At 71.2% G+C, this 16,978-nt stretch carries 14 protein-coding genes and 1 pseudogene; 10 read left to right on the forward strand and 5 right to left on the reverse strand.

Features of this window, described 5'->3' with window-relative positions; genetic code table 11:
- Positions 1–51 precede the first annotated feature (51 nt).
- On the forward strand, positions 52–1,575 hold the full coding sequence (locus BLV72_RS31510) for an FGGY-family carbohydrate kinase (RefSeq protein WP_093466506.1): 1,524 nt from the start codon (positions 52–54) through the stop codon (positions 1,573–1,575).
- Between the two features lie 162 nt (positions 1,576–1,737).
- The gene (locus BLV72_RS31515) at positions 1,738–3,093 is read left to right on the forward strand and encodes an FAD-dependent oxidoreductase (RefSeq protein ID WP_093466508.1); all 1,356 of its coding nucleotides are present in this window, start codon (positions 1,738–1,740) and stop codon (positions 3,091–3,093) included.
- A gap of 97 nt (positions 3,094–3,190) precedes the next feature.
- Here the strand turns inward: BLV72_RS31515 and BLV72_RS31520 are convergent, their stop codons facing one another.
- The 3 genes from BLV72_RS31520 to BLV72_RS31530 all read right to left on the reverse strand — a co-directional run bounded on the left by BLV72_RS31520 (position 3,191) and on the right by BLV72_RS31530 (position 6,299).
- Entirely contained in the window at positions 3,191–3,961 is a 771-nt protein-coding gene (locus BLV72_RS31520) for an SDR family NAD(P)-dependent oxidoreductase (protein ID WP_093466510.1), read from the reverse strand.
- A gap of 110 nt (positions 3,962–4,071) precedes the next feature.
- Positions 4,072–5,100 carry a phosphotransferase family protein gene (locus tag BLV72_RS31525; protein WP_093466512.1) on the reverse strand — a complete coding sequence of 343 codons (1,029 nt, stop codon included), beginning with the start codon at positions 5,098–5,100 and terminating at the stop codon, positions 4,072–4,074.
- Positions 5,097–6,299, reverse strand: a complete 1,203-nt coding sequence (locus BLV72_RS31530) for an acyl-CoA dehydrogenase family protein (RefSeq protein WP_093466514.1) — start codon at positions 6,297–6,299, stop codon at positions 5,097–5,099. Before BLV72_RS31530 ends, BLV72_RS31525 begins: the two co-directional genes overlap by 4 nt.
- 401 nt (positions 6,300–6,700) lie before the next feature.
- On the opposite strand from BLV72_RS31530, the gene BLV72_RS31535 reads away from it, so the two are divergent.
- Entirely contained in the window at positions 6,701–8,020 is a 1,320-nt protein-coding gene (locus BLV72_RS31535; protein WP_208905786.1) for an MFS transporter, read from the forward strand.
- 58 nt (positions 8,021–8,078) lie between these two features.
- Here the strand turns inward: BLV72_RS31535 and BLV72_RS31540 are convergent, their stop codons facing one another.
- Both BLV72_RS31540 and BLV72_RS31545 read right to left on the reverse strand, forming a co-directional pair.
- Positions 8,079–8,819 carry an SDR family oxidoreductase gene (locus BLV72_RS31540; protein ID WP_093466516.1) on the reverse strand — a complete coding sequence of 247 codons (741 nt, stop codon included), beginning with the start codon at positions 8,817–8,819 and terminating at the stop codon, positions 8,079–8,081.
- Positions 8,820–9,006: 187 nt separating this feature from the next.
- The gene (locus BLV72_RS31545) at positions 9,007–10,047 is read right to left on the reverse strand and encodes an NAD(P)-dependent alcohol dehydrogenase (RefSeq protein ID WP_093470660.1); all 1,041 of its coding nucleotides are present in this window, start codon (positions 10,045–10,047) and stop codon (positions 9,007–9,009) included.
- A gap of 110 nt (positions 10,048–10,157) precedes the next feature.
- Between BLV72_RS31545 and BLV72_RS31550 the strand changes: the two genes are divergently transcribed.
- The 7 genes and pseudogenes from BLV72_RS31550 (at position 10,158) to BLV72_RS31580 (ending at position 16,953) form a co-directional block, all read left to right on the forward strand.
- Entirely contained in the window at positions 10,158–10,961 is an 804-nt protein-coding gene (locus BLV72_RS31550; RefSeq protein WP_244321107.1) for an SDR family NAD(P)-dependent oxidoreductase, read from the forward strand.
- A 126-nt stretch (positions 10,962–11,087) separates the two neighbouring features.
- Positions 11,088–12,263, forward strand: a complete 1,176-nt coding sequence (locus BLV72_RS31555) for an acyl-CoA dehydrogenase family protein (protein WP_093466518.1) — start codon at positions 11,088–11,090, stop codon at positions 12,261–12,263.
- Positions 12,264–12,357: 94 nt separating this feature from the next.
- A complete protein-coding gene (locus tag BLV72_RS31560) occupies positions 12,358–13,146 on the forward strand; it encodes an enoyl-CoA hydratase/isomerase family protein (RefSeq protein WP_020866740.1) in 789 nt (262 codons plus the stop codon).
- Positions 13,147–13,151: 5 nt separating this feature from the next.
- On the forward strand, positions 13,152–13,535 hold the full coding sequence (locus tag BLV72_RS31565; protein WP_093470662.1) for a Zn-ribbon domain-containing OB-fold protein: 384 nt from the start codon (positions 13,152–13,154) through the stop codon (positions 13,533–13,535).
- Positions 13,532–14,677 (forward strand): thiolase family protein, encoded by a 1,146-nt coding sequence (locus BLV72_RS31570; RefSeq protein WP_093466520.1) that lies wholly within the window; start codon positions 13,532–13,534, stop codon positions 14,675–14,677. The genes BLV72_RS31565 and BLV72_RS31570 overlap by 4 nt, the downstream gene beginning before the upstream one ends.
- 103 nt (positions 14,678–14,780) lie before the next feature.
- A pseudogene (locus BLV72_RS31575) lies at positions 14,781–15,982 on the forward strand (acyl-CoA dehydrogenase family protein).
- Positions 15,979–16,953 carry a phosphotransferase family protein gene (locus tag BLV72_RS31580; protein WP_093466522.1) on the forward strand — a complete coding sequence of 325 codons (975 nt, stop codon included), beginning with the start codon at positions 15,979–15,981 and terminating at the stop codon, positions 16,951–16,953. Before BLV72_RS31575 ends, BLV72_RS31580 begins: the two are co-directional and overlap by 4 nt.
- Positions 16,954–16,978 lie beyond the last annotated feature (25 nt).

Below are 16,978 nucleotides of genomic sequence, written 5' to 3' on the forward strand. Positions count from 1 at the left end.
TGTGTCCGGGCTTCCTTGACGCTGAAATCGCCTTCTGTCAGCGTGCTCGCCATGCCTCGCAACGCAGTCATCGGTGTGGACATCGGCACCTCGAGCAGCAAGGGCGTTCTCGTCGGCCTCGATGGCACACTGATCCGCTCGGCCACTCGGGAGCACACCCCCGCAAGGCCCGGCCCCGGCCACTTCGAAATGGACGCTGCCGTCTGGTGGCGCGAGTTCGTCGAACTCGCCCGGGAGTTGACCGCCGCCGATGACACCACTGTCGATGGCACCGCTGCCGGTGACGCCGCCTCCGGTGACACCACCGTAGTCGCCGTCGGGGTCAGCGGCATGGGGCCCTGCGTCCTGCTGGCCGATGAGCACGACACCCCGCTGCGCCCTGCCGTTCTGTACGGCGTGGACACCCGCTCGGTCCACCAGATCCAGCGCATCGAGGCGCGGCTCGGCGCCGAGGAGATCATCCGCCGCTGCGGCTCCGCCCTGACCACACAGGCCGCCGGGCCGAAAATCGCCTGGATCGCCGAGCACGAGCCCGAGGTCTACGCGCGGGCCCGGCGGCTGTACATGCCGAGCTCCTGGCTGGTCAGGAAGCTCACCGGACACTACGTCCTGGACCACCACTCGGCCAGCCAGTGCACCCCGCTGTACGACACGCTCGCCGGTGAGTGGTACGCCCCCTGGGCCGCCGAGATCGCTCCCGGCATCGAACTGCCGCCACTGCGCTGGCCCGGTGAGGCGGCCGGTGCCCTCACCGCCGAGGCCGCCGAGGCGACCGGTCTGCCCGCCGGGATCCCCGTCACCACCGGCACCATCGACGCCTGGGCCGAGGCCCTGAGCGTGGGGGCGCAGCACATCGGTGATCTGATGCTGATGTACGGCACCACCATGTTCCTCATCCACACCGTGCCCAAGCCGCTGACCAGTCCGTCCCTGTGGGGCACGGTCGGCGCCCTGCCCGGAACCCGGAATCTGGCCGGCGGCATGGCCACCTCCGGTGCGGTCGCCAACTGGCTCCGTGACCTGTTCGCCGACGGCGACCATGCCCAACTCACCGCGCTGGCCGCCGAGTCGGGCCCCGGCGCCAATGGCCTGCTGATGCTCCCGTACTTCTCCGGGGAGCGCACCCCGATCATGGACCCGGACGCCCGCGGAGTGATCGCCGGGCTGACCCTGTCCCACACCCGCGGCGACCTCTACCGGGCCGCACTCGAAGCCACCGGGTTCGGCGTCCGCCAGAACATCGAGGTCATCGAGGCGGCCGGCGGCGACATCCGCCGCGTGGTCGCCGTTGGTGGCGGCACCCAGGGCTCCCTGTGGACGCAGATCGTCTCCGACATCACCGGCCGCCCGCAGGAGCTGCGCACCATCACCATCGGCGCCGGTTACGGCGATGCTCTGCTGGCCGCGCAGCTCGTCGGGGGCGCCTCCATCGAGGACTGGAACCCGGTGCGCGAGACGGTGACGCCCCGCGCCGAGCACACCGGACGCTACGACGAGCTGTACGCCCTCTACCGGCGGCTGTACCCGGACACCGCCGCGACCGTCCACGCGCTGGCAGCACTGCAGGAGCGCTGAGCGCCCTTCCAGATCCTGAAAGCGAATTCATTTCGGCGCCCCCTGGCTTGCCTCGTCCTCAATGCTTGTTTTTTGAATTGGATTCGGTTTTGCTGGGAGGGTCGCCAAGGGCATGTCGCCGTCCCTGGCGAGCCGTCGAGCTCATCGCCGGAGGGGAGTCACGTGCGCGTGGAGAATGTCGATCTGCTGGTCATCGGTGCGGGAATGGCGGGGTTGACCGCCGGTGCCCGCGCTGTGCGCAACGGTCTGTCCGTCATGGTCGTGGAGATCGGTACGGACGTCGGCGGTTCCGCGCGCTTCGCGGGTTACGCCTGGACCGCGCCGAGCCATGACGCCATGGACCAGCACAACCCATGGGGAGACACCGCGCTCAAGCGCGCCCTCGTGGATCGGTTTCCCGAAGGCGTCGCATGGATCCGCTCCCTCGGCGTAGACGTCAAGGATGCGCAGCGCGTCCTCAGTTTCGGTCGCGGGCACCAGTTCGACACCCATCAGTATGTCGACACCTGTCGTCGGGTCGTTCGCGAAGGCGGTGGCACGTTGCTGTTGGAGACATGCGCCGAACGGCTGGTGGTCGAGGACGGGGCCGTGACCGGGGCGGAGCTGAGGTTGGCCGATGGCGCGCGCATGCGTGTGAGCGCCGGGTCCACGCTCATCGCGACCGGCGGGTTTCAGGGCGATGCGGAACTCCGCACCGCGCATGTGCACCCCCGTGCCGAGAGCATGCAGCTCCGCTCCAACCCCTTCAGCCGTGGCGGCGGATACCGTCTGGCCACCCAGGTCGGTGCCGCCACCGGCCACGATGACGCGGGCTTCTACGGCCATCTCATCCCCAGCGGCATCTCCTTCGCCGACCCGGCGGACTTCGTCGACCTGTCGCTCTACTACAGCGAACACGCCCTGCTGTTCAATGTGCGCAACGATCGGTTCGTGGACGAGACGCTGGGCGACCACCTCACGGCCATGGCGTTGCTGGAGCAGCCCGAGAGCCGGGGCCTTCTCATCGCTGACGCCCGGGTGTTCCGTGACTGGGTCGTCGGGTCGTACGTCGAGGGCGCGGTCGCCGTGGACAAGTTCGCTCTGGCCAGTAAGCGGGGCGGCCGTGTGGGACTCGCCGAAGACCTCGACGAACTGGCCTACCTCCCGGAGGAATGGGGGTATCGGGGTGACGCCGTACGCGACGCGGTCAAGCTGTTCAACGAAGACGCCGCGGCGGGGCTGGAGCCGGTCCCCGGTCGGCGGCTGGACCGCCTTCCGCTCGACGAACCGCCCTACTACGTGATCGAGACCGTACCGGCCATCACGTTCCCCTTTCACGGTGTACGCATCGACGATCGGGCCCGCGTCCTGCGCGGGGACGGCGAACCGCTCCACGGACTCCTCGCGGCCGGGTCGGACACCGGTGGCCTGTGGCACCGCGCCTACGCCGGTGGCATCGCCTCGGCCCTGGTGTTCGGCCTGACCGCCGCGGACACCGCCACCGCCGCCACCGCGACGGCGGCACAGACGACGGACTGATGACCGCTCGCCGCCCCACCCCCTGGCTCGTCCGCCGCGACGAACGGGTGGTGGTGGCGGTCGTCAGCCGTGACGGGGTGGTGGTGGCGGTGTCCCGTCAGCGTGCCGTCCAGCCGCCGTCCACGTACAGTTCGGAGCCGGTCACGAAGCTCGCGTCCTGGGAGGCGAGGAACGCGACGGCCCCCGCGACCTCGTCCGGCGTGCCGAGCCGCCCCATGGGGGTGCCCTCGACCATCGCGGTGTGACGGGGAGTGCCCCGCCACAGTTCGCGCGAGAGAGGGGTCTCGATGAAACCGGGATGGATCGAATTGACGCGGACGCCGCGCGTGGCCCAGTGCAGGGCGGCGTTCTTCGTCATCAGCCGGACCGCACCCTTCGCCGCGTGGTACGAGAACTGGCTGCCGAAGCCGCCCACCGTGCCGAAGATCGACGCGATGTTGACGATCGAGCCGCCCCCGGAGCCTTCGATCGCGGGTCCACCGTGCTTCATGCCGAGCCAGACACCGCCCTGGGTCACGGCGATGACCTTGTCCCAGGACTCCTGGGTCTCCGTTTCCACGGTGCGCATCTTGGCGATGCCCGCGTTGTTGACGAGCACCGACAGGCCGCCCAGTTCGTTGACCACGCGCTCGACCGTGCCGCGCCACGCCTCCTCGTCGCTCACGTCCAGCGCGAGGCCCAGCGCCCGCGCTCCATCGGCCGCCAGGTCCTTCGTCAGCTCCTCCGCGAGCTGCTCGCAACGGTCGGCGTCCACGTCGGTCACCACCACCGTGGCGCCCTCGACGGCCAACCGCCGCGAGACGGCGGTTCCTATACCGCCGGTGGCGCCGGTGACCAGGGCGATCTGTCCGGACAGTCGGTCTCGCACGGGCTCTCCTCTGTCTTGCGCGGCACCTTGGGTGGTAACTCGCGTGGCATCTGGCATGGCGTCTCGCGCGGCATCTCCGGCGTCAGCCGTGGCATCTGCGATGTGACCGGTCACGGCAGCAGCTCCAGCCCCGAGCGCAGCAGCGCGGGCACCGCGGAGCCGACCCGCTCGAATCCCGTTCCGACCGTCTGTCCCGCCGCATAGCGGGCGTGGATGCCCTCCGCGATGACGGCGAGCTTGAAACAGCCCAGCGCCTGGTAGAAGGGCAGGCCATCGATGTCCCGTCCGGACTTCGCGGCGTATCGCTCGGCCACCTCGCGGCCCGAGGGAAAGCCGGGGTTGGCCGTCGGGACGTGGCGCGCCCCGAGGACCGGTTCGCAGGTCGGGTCCCAGTACATGAGCAGCATCCCGAGGTCGGCGAGCGGATCGCCGAGCGTGGCCATCTCCCAGTCGAGGACGGCGGCGATCCGCCCGAACTCGCCGGGTGCCAGGATGACGTTGTCCAGGCGGTAGTCCCCGTGCACGATGGCCGGGGCGCCGCTCGCGGGCAGGGAGCGGGCCAGCCTGCCGTGCAGTTCGTCGAGGTCCGGCAGGTTCCGCGTGGCGACCTTGTCCCACTGCCCACGCCACCGCCGCACCTGGCGCTCCAGATAGCCGTCGGGCCGGCCGAAGTCGCCGAGCCCGACGGTGGCGGCGTCCACCGAGTGCAGTGTGACCAGGGCGTCCACCAGCGCATCGGCGGCGCGCCGCGCGTCGTCGGGCGGGAGTACGGCGGCCTCGTCGCCGTCGCGCAGCACCGTGCCCGCCACGAAGTCGACGACGCAGAAGGGCGCCCCGATCACCTCCGGGTCCGTGCACGACAGCACGGCCCGGGCGACCGGCACAGCGGTGTCGCCGAGCGCCGCGACGACGCGGTATTCGCGGTCCATGTCGTGTGCGGTCGGTGTCAGCACCCCCAGTGGCGGGCGGCGCACCACCCATCGGTGTGCCCCGTCGGTCACCGCGTAGGTGAGGTTGGAGCGCCCGCCCTGCAGCAGCGTGACCGTGAGCGGGCCCGCGCACTCGGGTACGTGGCGTTCGAAGTAGCGTTGCAACGCGGCCACGTCGACTCCGGCCACCGTCGTCCCAGAACTGGTCACAGGGTGCCCCGCCGCTCCCGCGCCGCCCGCACCGCGCGCTTGGCGATGGCCCAGCGATGGGTTTCGGACGGGCCGTCGTAGATACGGAACGGACGCACCTCGCGGTACAGCCGCGACAGCGGGGCGTCGCCCGAGATGCCGAGCGCACCGCATATCTGGACGGCCCGGTCGACCACCCGGTTCACCGCTTCGGAGACGTAGGTCTTGGCGATCGAGGTGTGCTGGGCGGCCGGGCGGCCCTGGTCCAGCTCCCAGCAGGCCCGCCACAGCACCGCCCGGCTGGTCTCGATGTCGATCTCGGAGTCGGCCAGCATCTGCTGCACCATGCCCAGTTCGGCCAGCGGCTTGCCGAAGGCCGAACGGTCCGCCGCGCGCTCCAGGGCGATGTCCTGCGCCCGCCGGGCCACGCCGAGCCAGCGCATGCAGTGGGTCATGCGCGCGGGCCCGAGGCGTACCTGGGCGTACGCGAAGCCCTGGTCCACCTCGCCCAGTACGGCATCGTCCGCCACCTCGCAGCCTTCGAAGGCGATTTCGCTGTGCCCGCCGAAGAGGCCCTGGTCCAGGGTGTCGATATTCCGGACGATCTTCATACCGGGGTTGTCGGCGGGGATGAGGAACATCGTCGCGCCGCCCGCGTCGCCGGGGCCGCCGCTGGTGCGGGCCATGCAGATGGCGAAGGCCGCCCCGTCGGCGCCGCTGATGAACCACTTGCGGCCGTCGATCCGCCAGCCGCCGTCGATCTTCGTCGCGGTCGTCGTGAGCGCACGCGGGTCGGAGCCGGCGCCCGGCGCCGGTTCGGTCATCGCGAAGCACGAGCGCGCCTCACCGGCCGCCAGCGGGCGCAGATACCGCTCCTTCTGCTCCTCCGTGGCCACCACCTCGAGCAGATGCGTATTGCCCTCGTCGGGAGCCGCGCAGTTGAGCGCGAGGGGCCCGAGCAGCGAGTACCCGGCCGCTTCGAACACCACGGCCTGTCCGCACAGGTCCAGTCCGAGTCCGGCCCATTCGGCGCCGACGTGCGGGGCGAACACTGCCGCCTCGCGGGCCGCGTCCTGCAGCCGGCGGCGCAGCGGCTCCGGCCCGGCATGGACGTTGCCGTCACACGCCTGCTCCTCGGGTATCACCACCTCCCGTACGAACTCGGTGGTGCGCCGCGCGATCCCGGCGACTCGTTCATCGATCTCGAACCCGATGGGCACGTTGCACTCCCGAGCTTGGCTACTGCCTACCTGTACGGCGACACTTCACGTCCTGGGCGCGCGACCGCGTACCCACGACGCGAAGCTGGTCTGAAGCGCGGGGTCCGCATACGGCACACCCCGCTCCTTACGAGTAAACCGAATCCAATTCAGATCCTCAACCGGTCGGGCGTGTGTCGATGCGGTGACCGTCTCGCGCGGCACGCCGCTGCTGGCTGAACCGCAGGTCGTACACCGTTTACATCGAGCCCTTCCGGCCCGCGCGCCTGATCGTGTCCATGGCCTCTGGCGCGTCCCGGGAGAAAACTCGTGTTCGACGGCTAGCTGTACTGAGTTCAGTTCTGTAGCGTCCCGGGCGTCGGCAAGGTACCGGACCGTGCCGCGGGGAAGGGAGCCGGATCATGAGCACCACACAGCAGCCCGCGCCGCCGGGGGAGGAGCCCGCGCCGCCGGAGGAGTCGGCGTCGCACGATCCCCGTACGGTGCGCCGCGCGATGCTCGCCGGGAGCATCGGCACCCTGATCGAGTACTACGACTTCAGCGTCTACGGCTATCTCGCCGTGGCCATCGCCCCGCAGTTCTTCCCGGGCGACGATCCGGCGGCCTCGATGCTGGCGGCGCTCGCGGTGTTCGCCACCGGCCTCGTGGTGCGGCCGATCGGCGGTGTCTTCTTCGGATGGATCGGCGACCGATGGGGGCGTCGCAAGGCGCTGGTCTCCTCGGTGCTGTGCATGGGGGTGGCCAGCAGCGTCACCGGACTGCTGCCGACCTACGGCCAGATCGGTGTGTTCGCCGCGGTACTCCTCTTCATCACCCGGCTGGTACAGGGCATCTCCTCGGGCGGCGAGTCGGTCGGTGCCTACACCTACATCTACGAGTCGGCGCCGCCCGGGCGCAGAGCCTTCCTCGGCTCCGTCACGCCCATCGGCTCCAACCTCGGGTTCATGTTCGCGGCCGCGACGGCCGGAGCGATCTCCGCCCTCACCACCAAGGAACAGATGGGCGACTGGGGCTGGCGGCTGCCCTTCCTGATGGCCGTGCCGCTCACCCTCCTCTGTCTGTGGGCCCGGCTGCGGATCGAGGACACCCCGGAATTCAAGGAGGCCGCAGAGCGCGCCGACATCCCCGCGGCCCCGATCCGGGAGGTCCTGGCCACCCACCGCCCGGCGCTGCTGCAGTCCGTCGGTCTGGCCATGGCGCAGGGCGGCGCCATCTTCCTCGGGCTGACGTACATCGGCATCTACCTGACCACCAACCTGGGATACGACACCACGCTGGTGTACTGGCTGACCGCGGGTGTCGTGCTCGTCACCGTGCTGCTCATGGTGCCGGCCGGCCGGCTCGCCGCCCGGTTCGGCTGCCGTCGCGTCCTGATGGGCGGGCTGCTGGGCTTCCTGGTGTCCGCCTATCCCGCGATGATGCTCATGGGTCAGGGCAGCCTGGCGCTGGCCGGTCTGGCCTATCTGCTCCTGATGCTGAGCAGTGCGTTCGTGCAGGTCCCGGCGGCGAGTCTGTGGCCGCATCTCTTCGAACGCCGGGTCCGCTACACCGGTATGGCGATCGGGTACAACATCGGCACCGTCCTCGCGGGCGGTACGGCTCCGTACATCGCGGCCTTCCTGGTCGAGCACACCGGGAACCTGCTCTCCCCGGCGTTCTTCGTCATGCTGGTCTGCCTGATCGGGATCGGTTCCCTGCTCACCGTCCGCAAGGATGTGTAGCGGGCGTTCGGCCGTGGTGGCGGCAGGCGCCACGCACGGCCGCGGGCTCGGCGCCGCTCTAATCCGCGGAGTGGCCGCCGTGACCGATGGTCTGGCCGCCGTCGATGAGGAACTCCCCGCCCGTCGTGTACGAGGCGTCGTCGCTCGCCAGGAAGAGCACCATGCGGGTGACCTCCTCGGGCTCCCCGATGCGCCGCACCGGCTGATGGGCGAAGAGCGCGGGTGAGGCGGTCTCACCCATGGACGTACGGATGACACCCGGGTGGACGGAGTTCACCCGCACCCCGCTGCCCGCCATGTCCAGTGCGGCGGCCTTGGTCATCCCGCGCACCCCCCACTTGCTCGCCACATAGCCGATGCCACCGGCGAAACCCGTCATACCGGCGGCCGAGGAGACGTTGACGACCGCCCCGTGGCCGCGTTCGCGCATGCCGGGGAGGACGGTGTGCATGCCGAGGAACGCGCCCACCAGATTGACGTCGATGATCCGGCGGAAGTGCTCGGGCGACTGCTGCTCCACACCGCCGTAGAGCATGATCCCCGCGTTGTTGACCAGGACATCCACGGGGCCGAGGGTGTGCGCGACCGTGCGGACGACGGACTGCCACTCCGCTTCGTCGGTGACGTCGAGGTGGCAGTACCGCGTGTCGGGGACTTCCCCGGCCAGGGCCTCCCCTTCGTCGTCCAGGACGTCGCAGACGGCGACCCGGGCGCCCTCCGCGACCAGCCCCCGTACATGCGTGGCACCCATGCCCCGGGCGCCGCCGGTGACGATCGCCACTTTTCCGTCGAAGCGCATGCTGAACTTCCCTTCCCTATCCGTGAGTTGCCGACATCCGTGAGTTCCCGCGCCGGTGAGCCCGCGCGTCCATGAGTCCGCGCGTCCCTAAGCCCCGCGCGCCCCTAAGCCCCGCGCGTCCCCAAGCCCCGCGCGTCCCCAAGCCCCGCGTCCATGGGCCGGAGCCATCAGTCCACCGCGAACGTGCTCAGTCCGGTACGAGCACGGTCCGGCCCCGCACCCGACCCCGGCGGAGCCGCTCGATCGCCTCCGCGGCGGCGGACAGCGGGAAGCGCTCCGTCTCGACGTGGAGCGCCCCCGAACGTGCCAGCGTGACGACCGCGGCCAGTTCGTGGCGCGTTCCCCAGAAGGGCAGTGAGAGCCGGAAGCCGGGCGGGAGGACGCCCGGCTTGGACACCGTCAGGCTGCCGCCTCCGCTTCCCACGACGGCGAGTTCGCCGCCGGGGCGCAGGACGCCGGTCGCGAGTTCCAGCGTCTGTGGGGCGCCGACGAAGTCGAATACGGCGTCCGCTCCCACGCCACCGCTGCGTGCCCTCAGGACGCGGGCGGTGTCCGGTCGTATCAGGGTGCTGAAGTCCGCGCCGGAGCGGTCCGCGAGAGCCAGGGCGTCCTCCCGGACATCCACCGCCAGCACACGGCTCGCGGTGGTCGCGTGGAGGGCCTGGACGGCCAGGTGGCCGAGTCCGCCGACACCGATGACGACGGCGGTGGTGCCCTCGCCGAGGGCGTGCCGGAGCCCGGCCACGGCGTGGTAGGACGTCAGGCCCGCGTCGGAGAGCGGGGCGGCCTGGTCGGCCGGCAGGTCGCCGATCGGCACCAGATGGCGGGCGGAGGGGACGAGCACGTACTCGGCCATTCCGCCGTCCCGGCCCAGTCCCGCCCCGTGCCAGGCGAGGGTGTCCCGCCGGTCGCAGTAGTTGTCGGAGCCGGCGGCGCACCGCGCACAGGAGTCACAGCCCCACGGTCCGTAGAGCACCACGCGGTCACCTGCGCTCACTCCGTCGGCGGCGGGCCCCAGGGCCGTGACCTGCCCGGCGACCTCGTGGCCGAGGGTGAACGGCAGCCGGTAGGGGAGCGCGCCCGGAGCACCGTCGATGACATGCAGGTCGGAGCGGCACAGACCGGCGGCTTCGACCCGCACCAGCACCTCGGTGCCGTGGGGGACGGGCCGCTCGACCTCTGCCGATGCCGGAGCCTCGCCCCAGGTAGTCAGCCGCAGTGCCCTCATCTTCACCGTCCCGGGTCTTGTCAGCGCTGCGGCTGCCACGGTAACAGAGGTGAAGTCGGTTCAATAGATGGCCGAGGCAACGGAAGGGGATCGGTGTGACGAGCGAAGGCGTGACGCACGAAAAGGTTCGCGCGGGGAGGTTCGCCGGCCGGGTCGCGATGGTGACGGGAGCCGCCTCGGGCATGGGCGCGGCGGTCGCCCGGCAACTGGCCGCGGAAGGCGCACGGGCCGTCGTCCTGGCGGACGTGAACGGCGACGGCGCGGCGGCCGTCGCCGAGGAACTGTCCGCCGCCCAGGCGGTCGCACTCGACGTCACGGACGCTGCGGGCGTCGACAGCGCCTTCCAGGACGTACTGCGCCGGCACGGCCGCCTCGACGTCCTGGTGCACGCGGCGGGGGTCGACGATCCGGAGGCGAAGCAGCGCATCGCGGACGCGGCCGTCGAAGGGCGGCCGGTCGAGCTGACCGATTCCCTCGACGACGCCTCCTGGCAGCGGGTCCTGCGGGTGAACCTGGACGGAACCTTCCATGTGCTCCGCGCCGGGGTGCGGGTCATGCGGCCCCGCGAGGCAGGGGCGATCGTGGTGATCGGATCGTCGTCGGCCTTCGACGCGCCCGTCGGCTACCCCCATTACGCCGCCTCCAAGGCGGGTGTGCACGCCCTGGCCCAAGCCGTGGCCAAGGAGGTCATCGCGTCCGGGATCCGCGTGAACCTGGTGGCGCCGGGCCCGACGGACACGGGGATGGCGACCCGCACCCCCGAGGCGCTGCGGTCGGCCTTCGCCGACCCCCGGGTGCGCCCGTACGCGACGCCCGAGGAGATATCCGAGATCGCCCTCTTCCTCGCGAGCGATGCCGCGGCGAACCTTGTCGGCGCGGTGCTGCTCGCCAACGGCGGCCGGTTCACCGCCTGAGCGGATCGGGCCCGCCCCGATCCTGGCGCCGGATGCTCTTGCCTGCCTGGTGTCCCATGCCTACGGTCATGAATTGAGTTCAATTCTTGCGCTACTCGCCCGCCGTACGAGCACGATGGAGATCCCATGCACCGTCGCCACCCCGAGATCGACCCCCAGCTGCTGTCCGAAACGGACGAGCAGCGACAACTGCGCACCGTCCTGCGGGACCTCTACGCCGAGGCGAGTGGCGTCGAGGAGGTACGCAAGCATCTGGCCACCCCGCGCGGATACGACGAAGCGCTCTGGGCACGGCTCGCGGGCGAGATCGGCGTCCACGGCCTGGCCATTCCGGAGGAGTACGGCGGGTCGGGCTTCACCTTCGCCGAACTGGCCGTGGCCCTGGAGGAATCCGGGCGCGCCCTGTACTGCGCGCCGCTGCTTCCCACGGTGGTCCTGGCCGCACACGCCCTCCTGCTCAGCGGCGATCGTGCGGCATGCGAGCGCTATCTGCCCCGGATCGCCGACGGCACGCTCACCGCCACCGTGGCCGGGTTCGGCCCCGATGACCGCCCCGGTGGGCGCGATGAGTCGCATGAGCTCGCCGTCACCGCGGAAGAAGGGAGCAACGGCTGGGTGCTCCGCGGCCGGGCGGACTTCGTGCTCGACGGGGCCGGTGCGGATCTGCTCCTGGTGCGGGCCGGAACCCCCGCCGGACCCCGGCTCTTCGCCTGTGAGCCCGCCTCCGACACCTGCCGGCGGACTCCGCGCCGCGTCCTGGACGAGACGCGGCGCCAGGCGCTGGTGGAGTTCTTGGGTGCCCCGGCCACTGCCGTGGGCACGGCGGAGGAGGCCGAGGGCACGGTTTCGGCCACCTTGGACGCCGGGCGGGCCGCGCTGGCGGCCGAGCAGGTCGGCGGCAGCGGGCACGCGCTGGACGCCACGGTCGCCTTCGTGGCGCAGCGCCACCAGTTCGGCCGCCCCATCGGGTCCTTCCAGGCCGTCAAGCACCGGCTGGCCGATGTGCTGGTGGCGTTGGAGGCGGCGCGCTCGGGGGCCGCCTACGCGACCGCCTGCGCCGCCATCGCCTCGCCGCAACTGCCGGTGGCCGCCTGTGCCGCCGCCGTGGTCTGCTCCGAGACCTTCCGCCTGGCCACGGCCGAGTACGTCCAGCTGCATGGCGGGATCGGCTTCACCTGGGAGCACCCGGCGCATCTGTACGTACGCCGGGCGCGTGGCGCCGAGGTGCTGTTCGGCACGGCGGACCAGCACCGGACCCGGCTCGCCGGGCTTGCCGGCCTCGCCGCCCGCCCCGCTGCCTGAACCCGAATAGGTATGTCTCGATCAAGGGCTTGACACTGTGCGGCTCTGGAATCAAAGTTGTAGTGAATTCAGTTCAGTTTCTGAGGGGTGAGGGATGACAACGGAAGAAGAGATCCAGTTCGAGCGCGACGGCCACGTCGCCCGTGTGTGGCTCAACCGTCCGTGGAAGAAGAACTGCGTCACCGTGCCGATCCTGGACCGGCTCGACGAGATCATCACCGAGGTGGACGAGGACCCCGAGCTGCGAGTCCTGGTGGTGCGCGGCCGTGGCGGCACGTTCTGCTCGGGGTTCGACCTCGACAGCCTGAAGGCCGAGTACGTCGGCAAGTCGAACGCGATCGACGTCGCGGTGAAGTCCGCGAAGGTGTGCGACCGCCTGTACTCGATGAAGACCCCCTCGGTCGCGGTCCTGGAGGGCCATGTCACCGCAGGCGGCTTCGAGATCATGATCTCCTGTGACTTCGCCATCTCCGCCGACGACGCGAAGATCGGCGACTTCCACATCCGCCGCGCGCTCTTCGGCGGGGCCGGTCCGATCTACCGGGTGCCGCGCATGATCGGCATCCGTAAGACCAAGGAGCTGATGCTCACCGGCAAGCTCCTCTCCGGCGTCGAGGCCGCCGAGTTCGGCCTGATCAACAAGTCGGCCCCGGCCGATGAGCTGGACGCGACGGTCGAGGAGTTCATCAGCCACCTCGCCGACAAGAGCCCCTTCACCATGTGGCTCACGAAGATGACGATCGACCGCAGCCTGGACGCCGACACCCAGTCGCTGATGGTGATGGAGCACCTCGCCGTGGGCGTGGCGCTCAACTCCGAGGACGCGAACGAAGGCGTGTCGGCGTTCCTGGAGAAGCGCGAACCCAAGTGGCAGGGGCGCTGATCCGGATGACCACGGATCCGCGGAGCCCCGCCGTCGGCGGGCTCCAGGGCGCACGCTGCTCCGGCTGCTCGGTGACGGTGTACCCCGCGGACGACACGTGCCCGCGCTGCGGAGGGCCGGCCGATCCGGCGGCCCTCCAGGGCACGGGCACGCTGTGGACCTGGACGGTGCAGCGGTACGCCCCCAAGTCGCCGCCCTACCAGGTCCCGCCCGGGGGCTTCGAGCCGTTCGCGCTCGGCTATGTCGAGCTGGCTAAGGGCGTGCGGGTGGCCGCCGTCCTCGATGTCGACGACCTCGACGCCGTCCGCATCGGCATGCCGCTCTCCGTGACCGCCGGTCCCGGGGTGCCCCGGGCCAGGCCCACACCCGTGAGCGAGGAGGGCTCGTGAGCACCGATGTGCTGATCTGCGGCGCGGGGCGCACCCCGTTCGGCCGGTCGGAGGCGACCGGCCGACAACTGGCCGTCACCGCCGTCAACGCCGCGCTGGCGGACGCCGGGATCCCGTGGTCGCGGGTGCGGGCCGCGTTCGGCGGCAGCGACAGCGCGGGTCTCGCGGACACCCTGGTGGCCCAACTCGGGCTGACCGGACTGCCGTTCGTCAATGTCAAGAACGGCTGCGCCACCGGTGGCAGCGCGCTGATCTCCGCCGTGAACGCGATCCGCTCCGGCATGGCGGACGTCGTCCTCGCCGTCGGCTTCGACAAACACCCGCGCGGCGCCTTCGATCCCAGGCCCGAGGACTGGGGCCTGGGCGCGGAGTACGGCAGCGACGGGCTGATGGTGACCACCCAGTTCTTCGGCATGAAGATCCAGCGCTATATGCACGACCACGGGATCACCTCGCGGACCCTCGCCCTGGTCGCCGAGAAGGCGTACCGCAACGGCGGCCTGACCCCCGAGGCATGGCGTCGCACACCGGTGTCCGCCGAGGAGATCCTGGAATCCGGCATGGTCAGCGATCCGCTGACCCGCTTCATGTTCTGCTCCCCGGGAGCGGGCGCGGCGGCGCTGGTCCTCTGCTCGCCCGAGGCCGCCCGCGCGATGGACGGCACACCGGTCACCCTGCGCTCGGCGGCCGTACGCACCCGGCGCTTCGGCTCGTTCGAGGTGTTCAGCCCGTGGATTCCCGGAGGCACGCTGACCAGCGTCAGCCGTGACGCCTCGGCCGCCGCCTTCGAGGAGGCGGGACTCGGCCCCGGCGATGTCGACGTGTGTCAGCTGCAGGACACCGAGAGCGGCGCCGAGGTCATGCACATGGCCGAGTGCGGATTCTGCGAGGACGGCGAGCAGGAGCGGCTGATCGCCTCCGGCGCCACCGGGATCGACGGGACGCTGCCGGTCAACACCGACGGCGGCTGCATCGCCAACGGCGAACCCATCGGCGCCTCGGGACTGCGCCAGGTCTACGAGGTCGTCCAGCAGCTCCGCGGCCGGGCCGGTGAGCGCCAGGTCCCGGACCGTCCCAGGATCGGCTTCACCCATGTGTACGGCGCCCCCGGCGTGAGCGCCTGCACGGTCCTGTCCCGTTGAACGTCCCGCCGGATGTCCAGCCGAATGGCCCGCCGAACATTCCGGGCACTGGCCCGCGGAATGTCCGGCTGAACGGCCCCCCCGATCGGAGGTGGAGGAAGAGATGAGCGGTATCCCGGAACCCGATGAGTTCCGCGCCGAGGCCCGGACGTGGCTCGCCGGAGTGGCCCGGCCCCGCGCCGCCGACGGGGAGTGGGGCAGCGGCTCCGACTCCGTCGCCGTATTCGAGAACTGGACCGAGGAGCAGGAGCGCGAGCACACCGCCCGCGTCCAGGAGTGGGAACGCACCCGCTACGACCAGGGCTGGTCCGCGCTCAACTGGCCGCAGGAGTACGGCGGACGAAGTCTGCCCGCGTACTACGAGCAGCTCTACCGCGGCGAGGAGGCGGCCTTCGACGTACCGCACCGCCCCGAGATCTTCCCCGTGACCCAAGCACTCGTCGCCCCGCGATCGGTCTGTGGGCCACCGAGGAGCAGAAGAGCCGCTGGCTCGTGCCCATGCTGCGCACCGACGAACTGGCCTGCCAGCTGTTCTCGGAGACCGAGGCCGGATCCGACCTCGCCGCGGTGCGCACCCGGGCGGTGCGCGAGGGGGACACCTGGGTGCTGACCGGGCACAAGGTGTGGACCTCCGGGGCTCGCGTGGCGACCTGGGGCGTGGCGGTGTGCCGCACCGATCCGGACGTCCGCAAGCACGCCGGCATCACCGTCTTCCTGGTGCGTATGGACGCGCCGGGCGTCACCGTACGGCCCATCCGGCAGATGACCGGTGGCACCAGCTTCAACGAGGTCTACCTGGACGGGGTGCGGGTGCCCGACACCGACCGGCTCGGGCCGGTCGGCGAGGGGTGGCGGGTCACGCTCAGCGTGCTGGCCGCCGAACGGCTCGACTCCGGCAGCCTCGGCCTGGACAACGCCGACCGGGCGCTGGACCTGGCCGGAAACCTGTCGCGCCCACTCACCGGTGGCGAACAGCAGCGGGCCGCCGACCTCCACCTCCGCACCCTCGTCCAGCGGCTCATGGGACTGCGGGTGACCGCCGCCCTCGTCGCCGGGCGCGAACCGGGCGCGGAGGCGTCGGTCGGCAAGCTGTACGCCACCGAGACCATGCGGCGCACCAGCGACCTGGTGTCCGAGCTGCTGGGGCCGAGCCTCGTGGCGGACACGGGGGAGTGGGGCACCTACGCCTGGACGGAACACCTGCTGGGCGCCCCCGGCTACAGCATCGCGGGCGGCACCGACGAGATCCAGCGCACCATCCTCGCCGAGCGCGTACTCGGCCTGCCCAAGGAGCCCGTCCGATGAGCATGGCCACCGAGGTGCCGGAGCTGGCCGCCCGGGTCCGCGACCGGCTCGCCCGCCACCATCCGGGCGCGCAGGTCGGCGAGTTGACGGTGCTGCCGGGCGGCCACTCGGGGCTGACCTACGAGGTCGCGGCCGGGGATGCCCGCTACGTCGTCAAGGCGGTGCCTCCGGGTCAGCGGCCCGTCGGGCGCAACGACGTCCTGCGCCAGGCACGGGTGCTCGGCGCGCTGGCCGGATCCACGGTGCCGGTCCCGGGTGTCATGGCCGTCGACGAGACCCAACCCGCCTGGTTCGCCATGGACTTCGCGGCCGGGGAGGCCGTCGAGCCGGTACTGGACGAGCACGAGGTGGACCCCGCGACGTCCCGCGCGCGGATGCTGGAGATCGCCTCCGTCCTGCGCCTACTGCACGGCACCGATGTGCACACACCCGGGCTCGACGCGCCCGCACCGCTGGGCGCCGCCGGCGAGCTGGAGCGCTGGAGCCGCACCCTGCGTGCCGTTCCCGCCGAACTGCGGCCCGGCGGGGAGGAGTTGCTGGCGCGTCTCGCCGACGGCGTCCCCCGCGGACTCCCGCCGGTGCTGCTGCACGGGGACTTCCGGCTCGGCAATGTGCTGTGCGTGGGCGAGCGGGCGGTGGCCGTCGTCGACTGGGAGATCTGGAGCGTCGGCGACCCGCGCATCGACCTGGGCTGGTTTCTGCTCTTCGCCGACCACCGCAACTTCCCCCAGCTGGGACACGCCGTGCCCGGGCTGCCCGGCGAGGCCGAACTGCTGGACACCTACCGCGACGGGCGGCCCGCGCTGCCCGCGATGGACTGGTTCCGGGCACTCGGCCGCATGAAGATGGCCGCGATCATGGGCCACAACCTCCGCCGGCACCGCGAGGGCAAGCACCACGACCCGGACCAGGAACGCCTGCCGCCCACCATCGCCGCGATGATCCGCACCGCCCGCGACATCCTCGGCTGATCCGGCACCGGTACGCCCCCACCGA

The sequence above is a fragment of the Streptomyces melanosporofaciens genome (genome assembly GCF_900105695.1).
In the GTDB taxonomy this organism is placed as follows: domain Bacteria; phylum Actinomycetota; class Actinomycetes; order Streptomycetales; family Streptomycetaceae; genus Streptomyces; species Streptomyces antimycoticus.

Bases quoted from the DNA above. Each gene is read 5' to 3' on its own strand.
- BLV72_RS31510 (WP_093466506.1), top strand. From the start codon at position 52: ATGCCTCGCAACGCAGTCATCGGTGTGGACATCGGCACCTCGAGCAGC.
- BLV72_RS31535 (WP_208905786.1), top strand. From the start codon at position 6,701: ATGAGCACCACACAGCAGCCCGCGCCGCCGGGGGAGGAGCCCGCGCCG.
- BLV72_RS31540 (WP_093466516.1), bottom strand. From the start codon at position 8,819: ATGCGCTTCGACGGAAAAGTGGCGATCGTCACCGGCGGCGCCCGGGGC.
- BLV72_RS31545 (WP_093470660.1), bottom strand. From the start codon at position 10,047: ATGAGGGCACTGCGGCTGACTACCTGGGGCGAGGCTCCGGCATCGGCA.
- BLV72_RS31555 (WP_093466518.1), top strand. From the start codon at position 11,088: ATGCACCGTCGCCACCCCGAGATCGACCCCCAGCTGCTGTCCGAAACG.
- BLV72_RS31560 (WP_020866740.1), top strand. From the start codon at position 12,358: ATGACAACGGAAGAAGAGATCCAGTTCGAGCGCGACGGCCACGTCGCC.
- BLV72_RS31565 (WP_093470662.1), top strand. From the start codon at position 13,152: ATGACCACGGATCCGCGGAGCCCCGCCGTCGGCGGGCTCCAGGGCGCA.
- BLV72_RS31580 (WP_093466522.1), top strand. From the start codon at position 15,979: ATGAGCATGGCCACCGAGGTGCCGGAGCTGGCCGCCCGGGTCCGCGAC.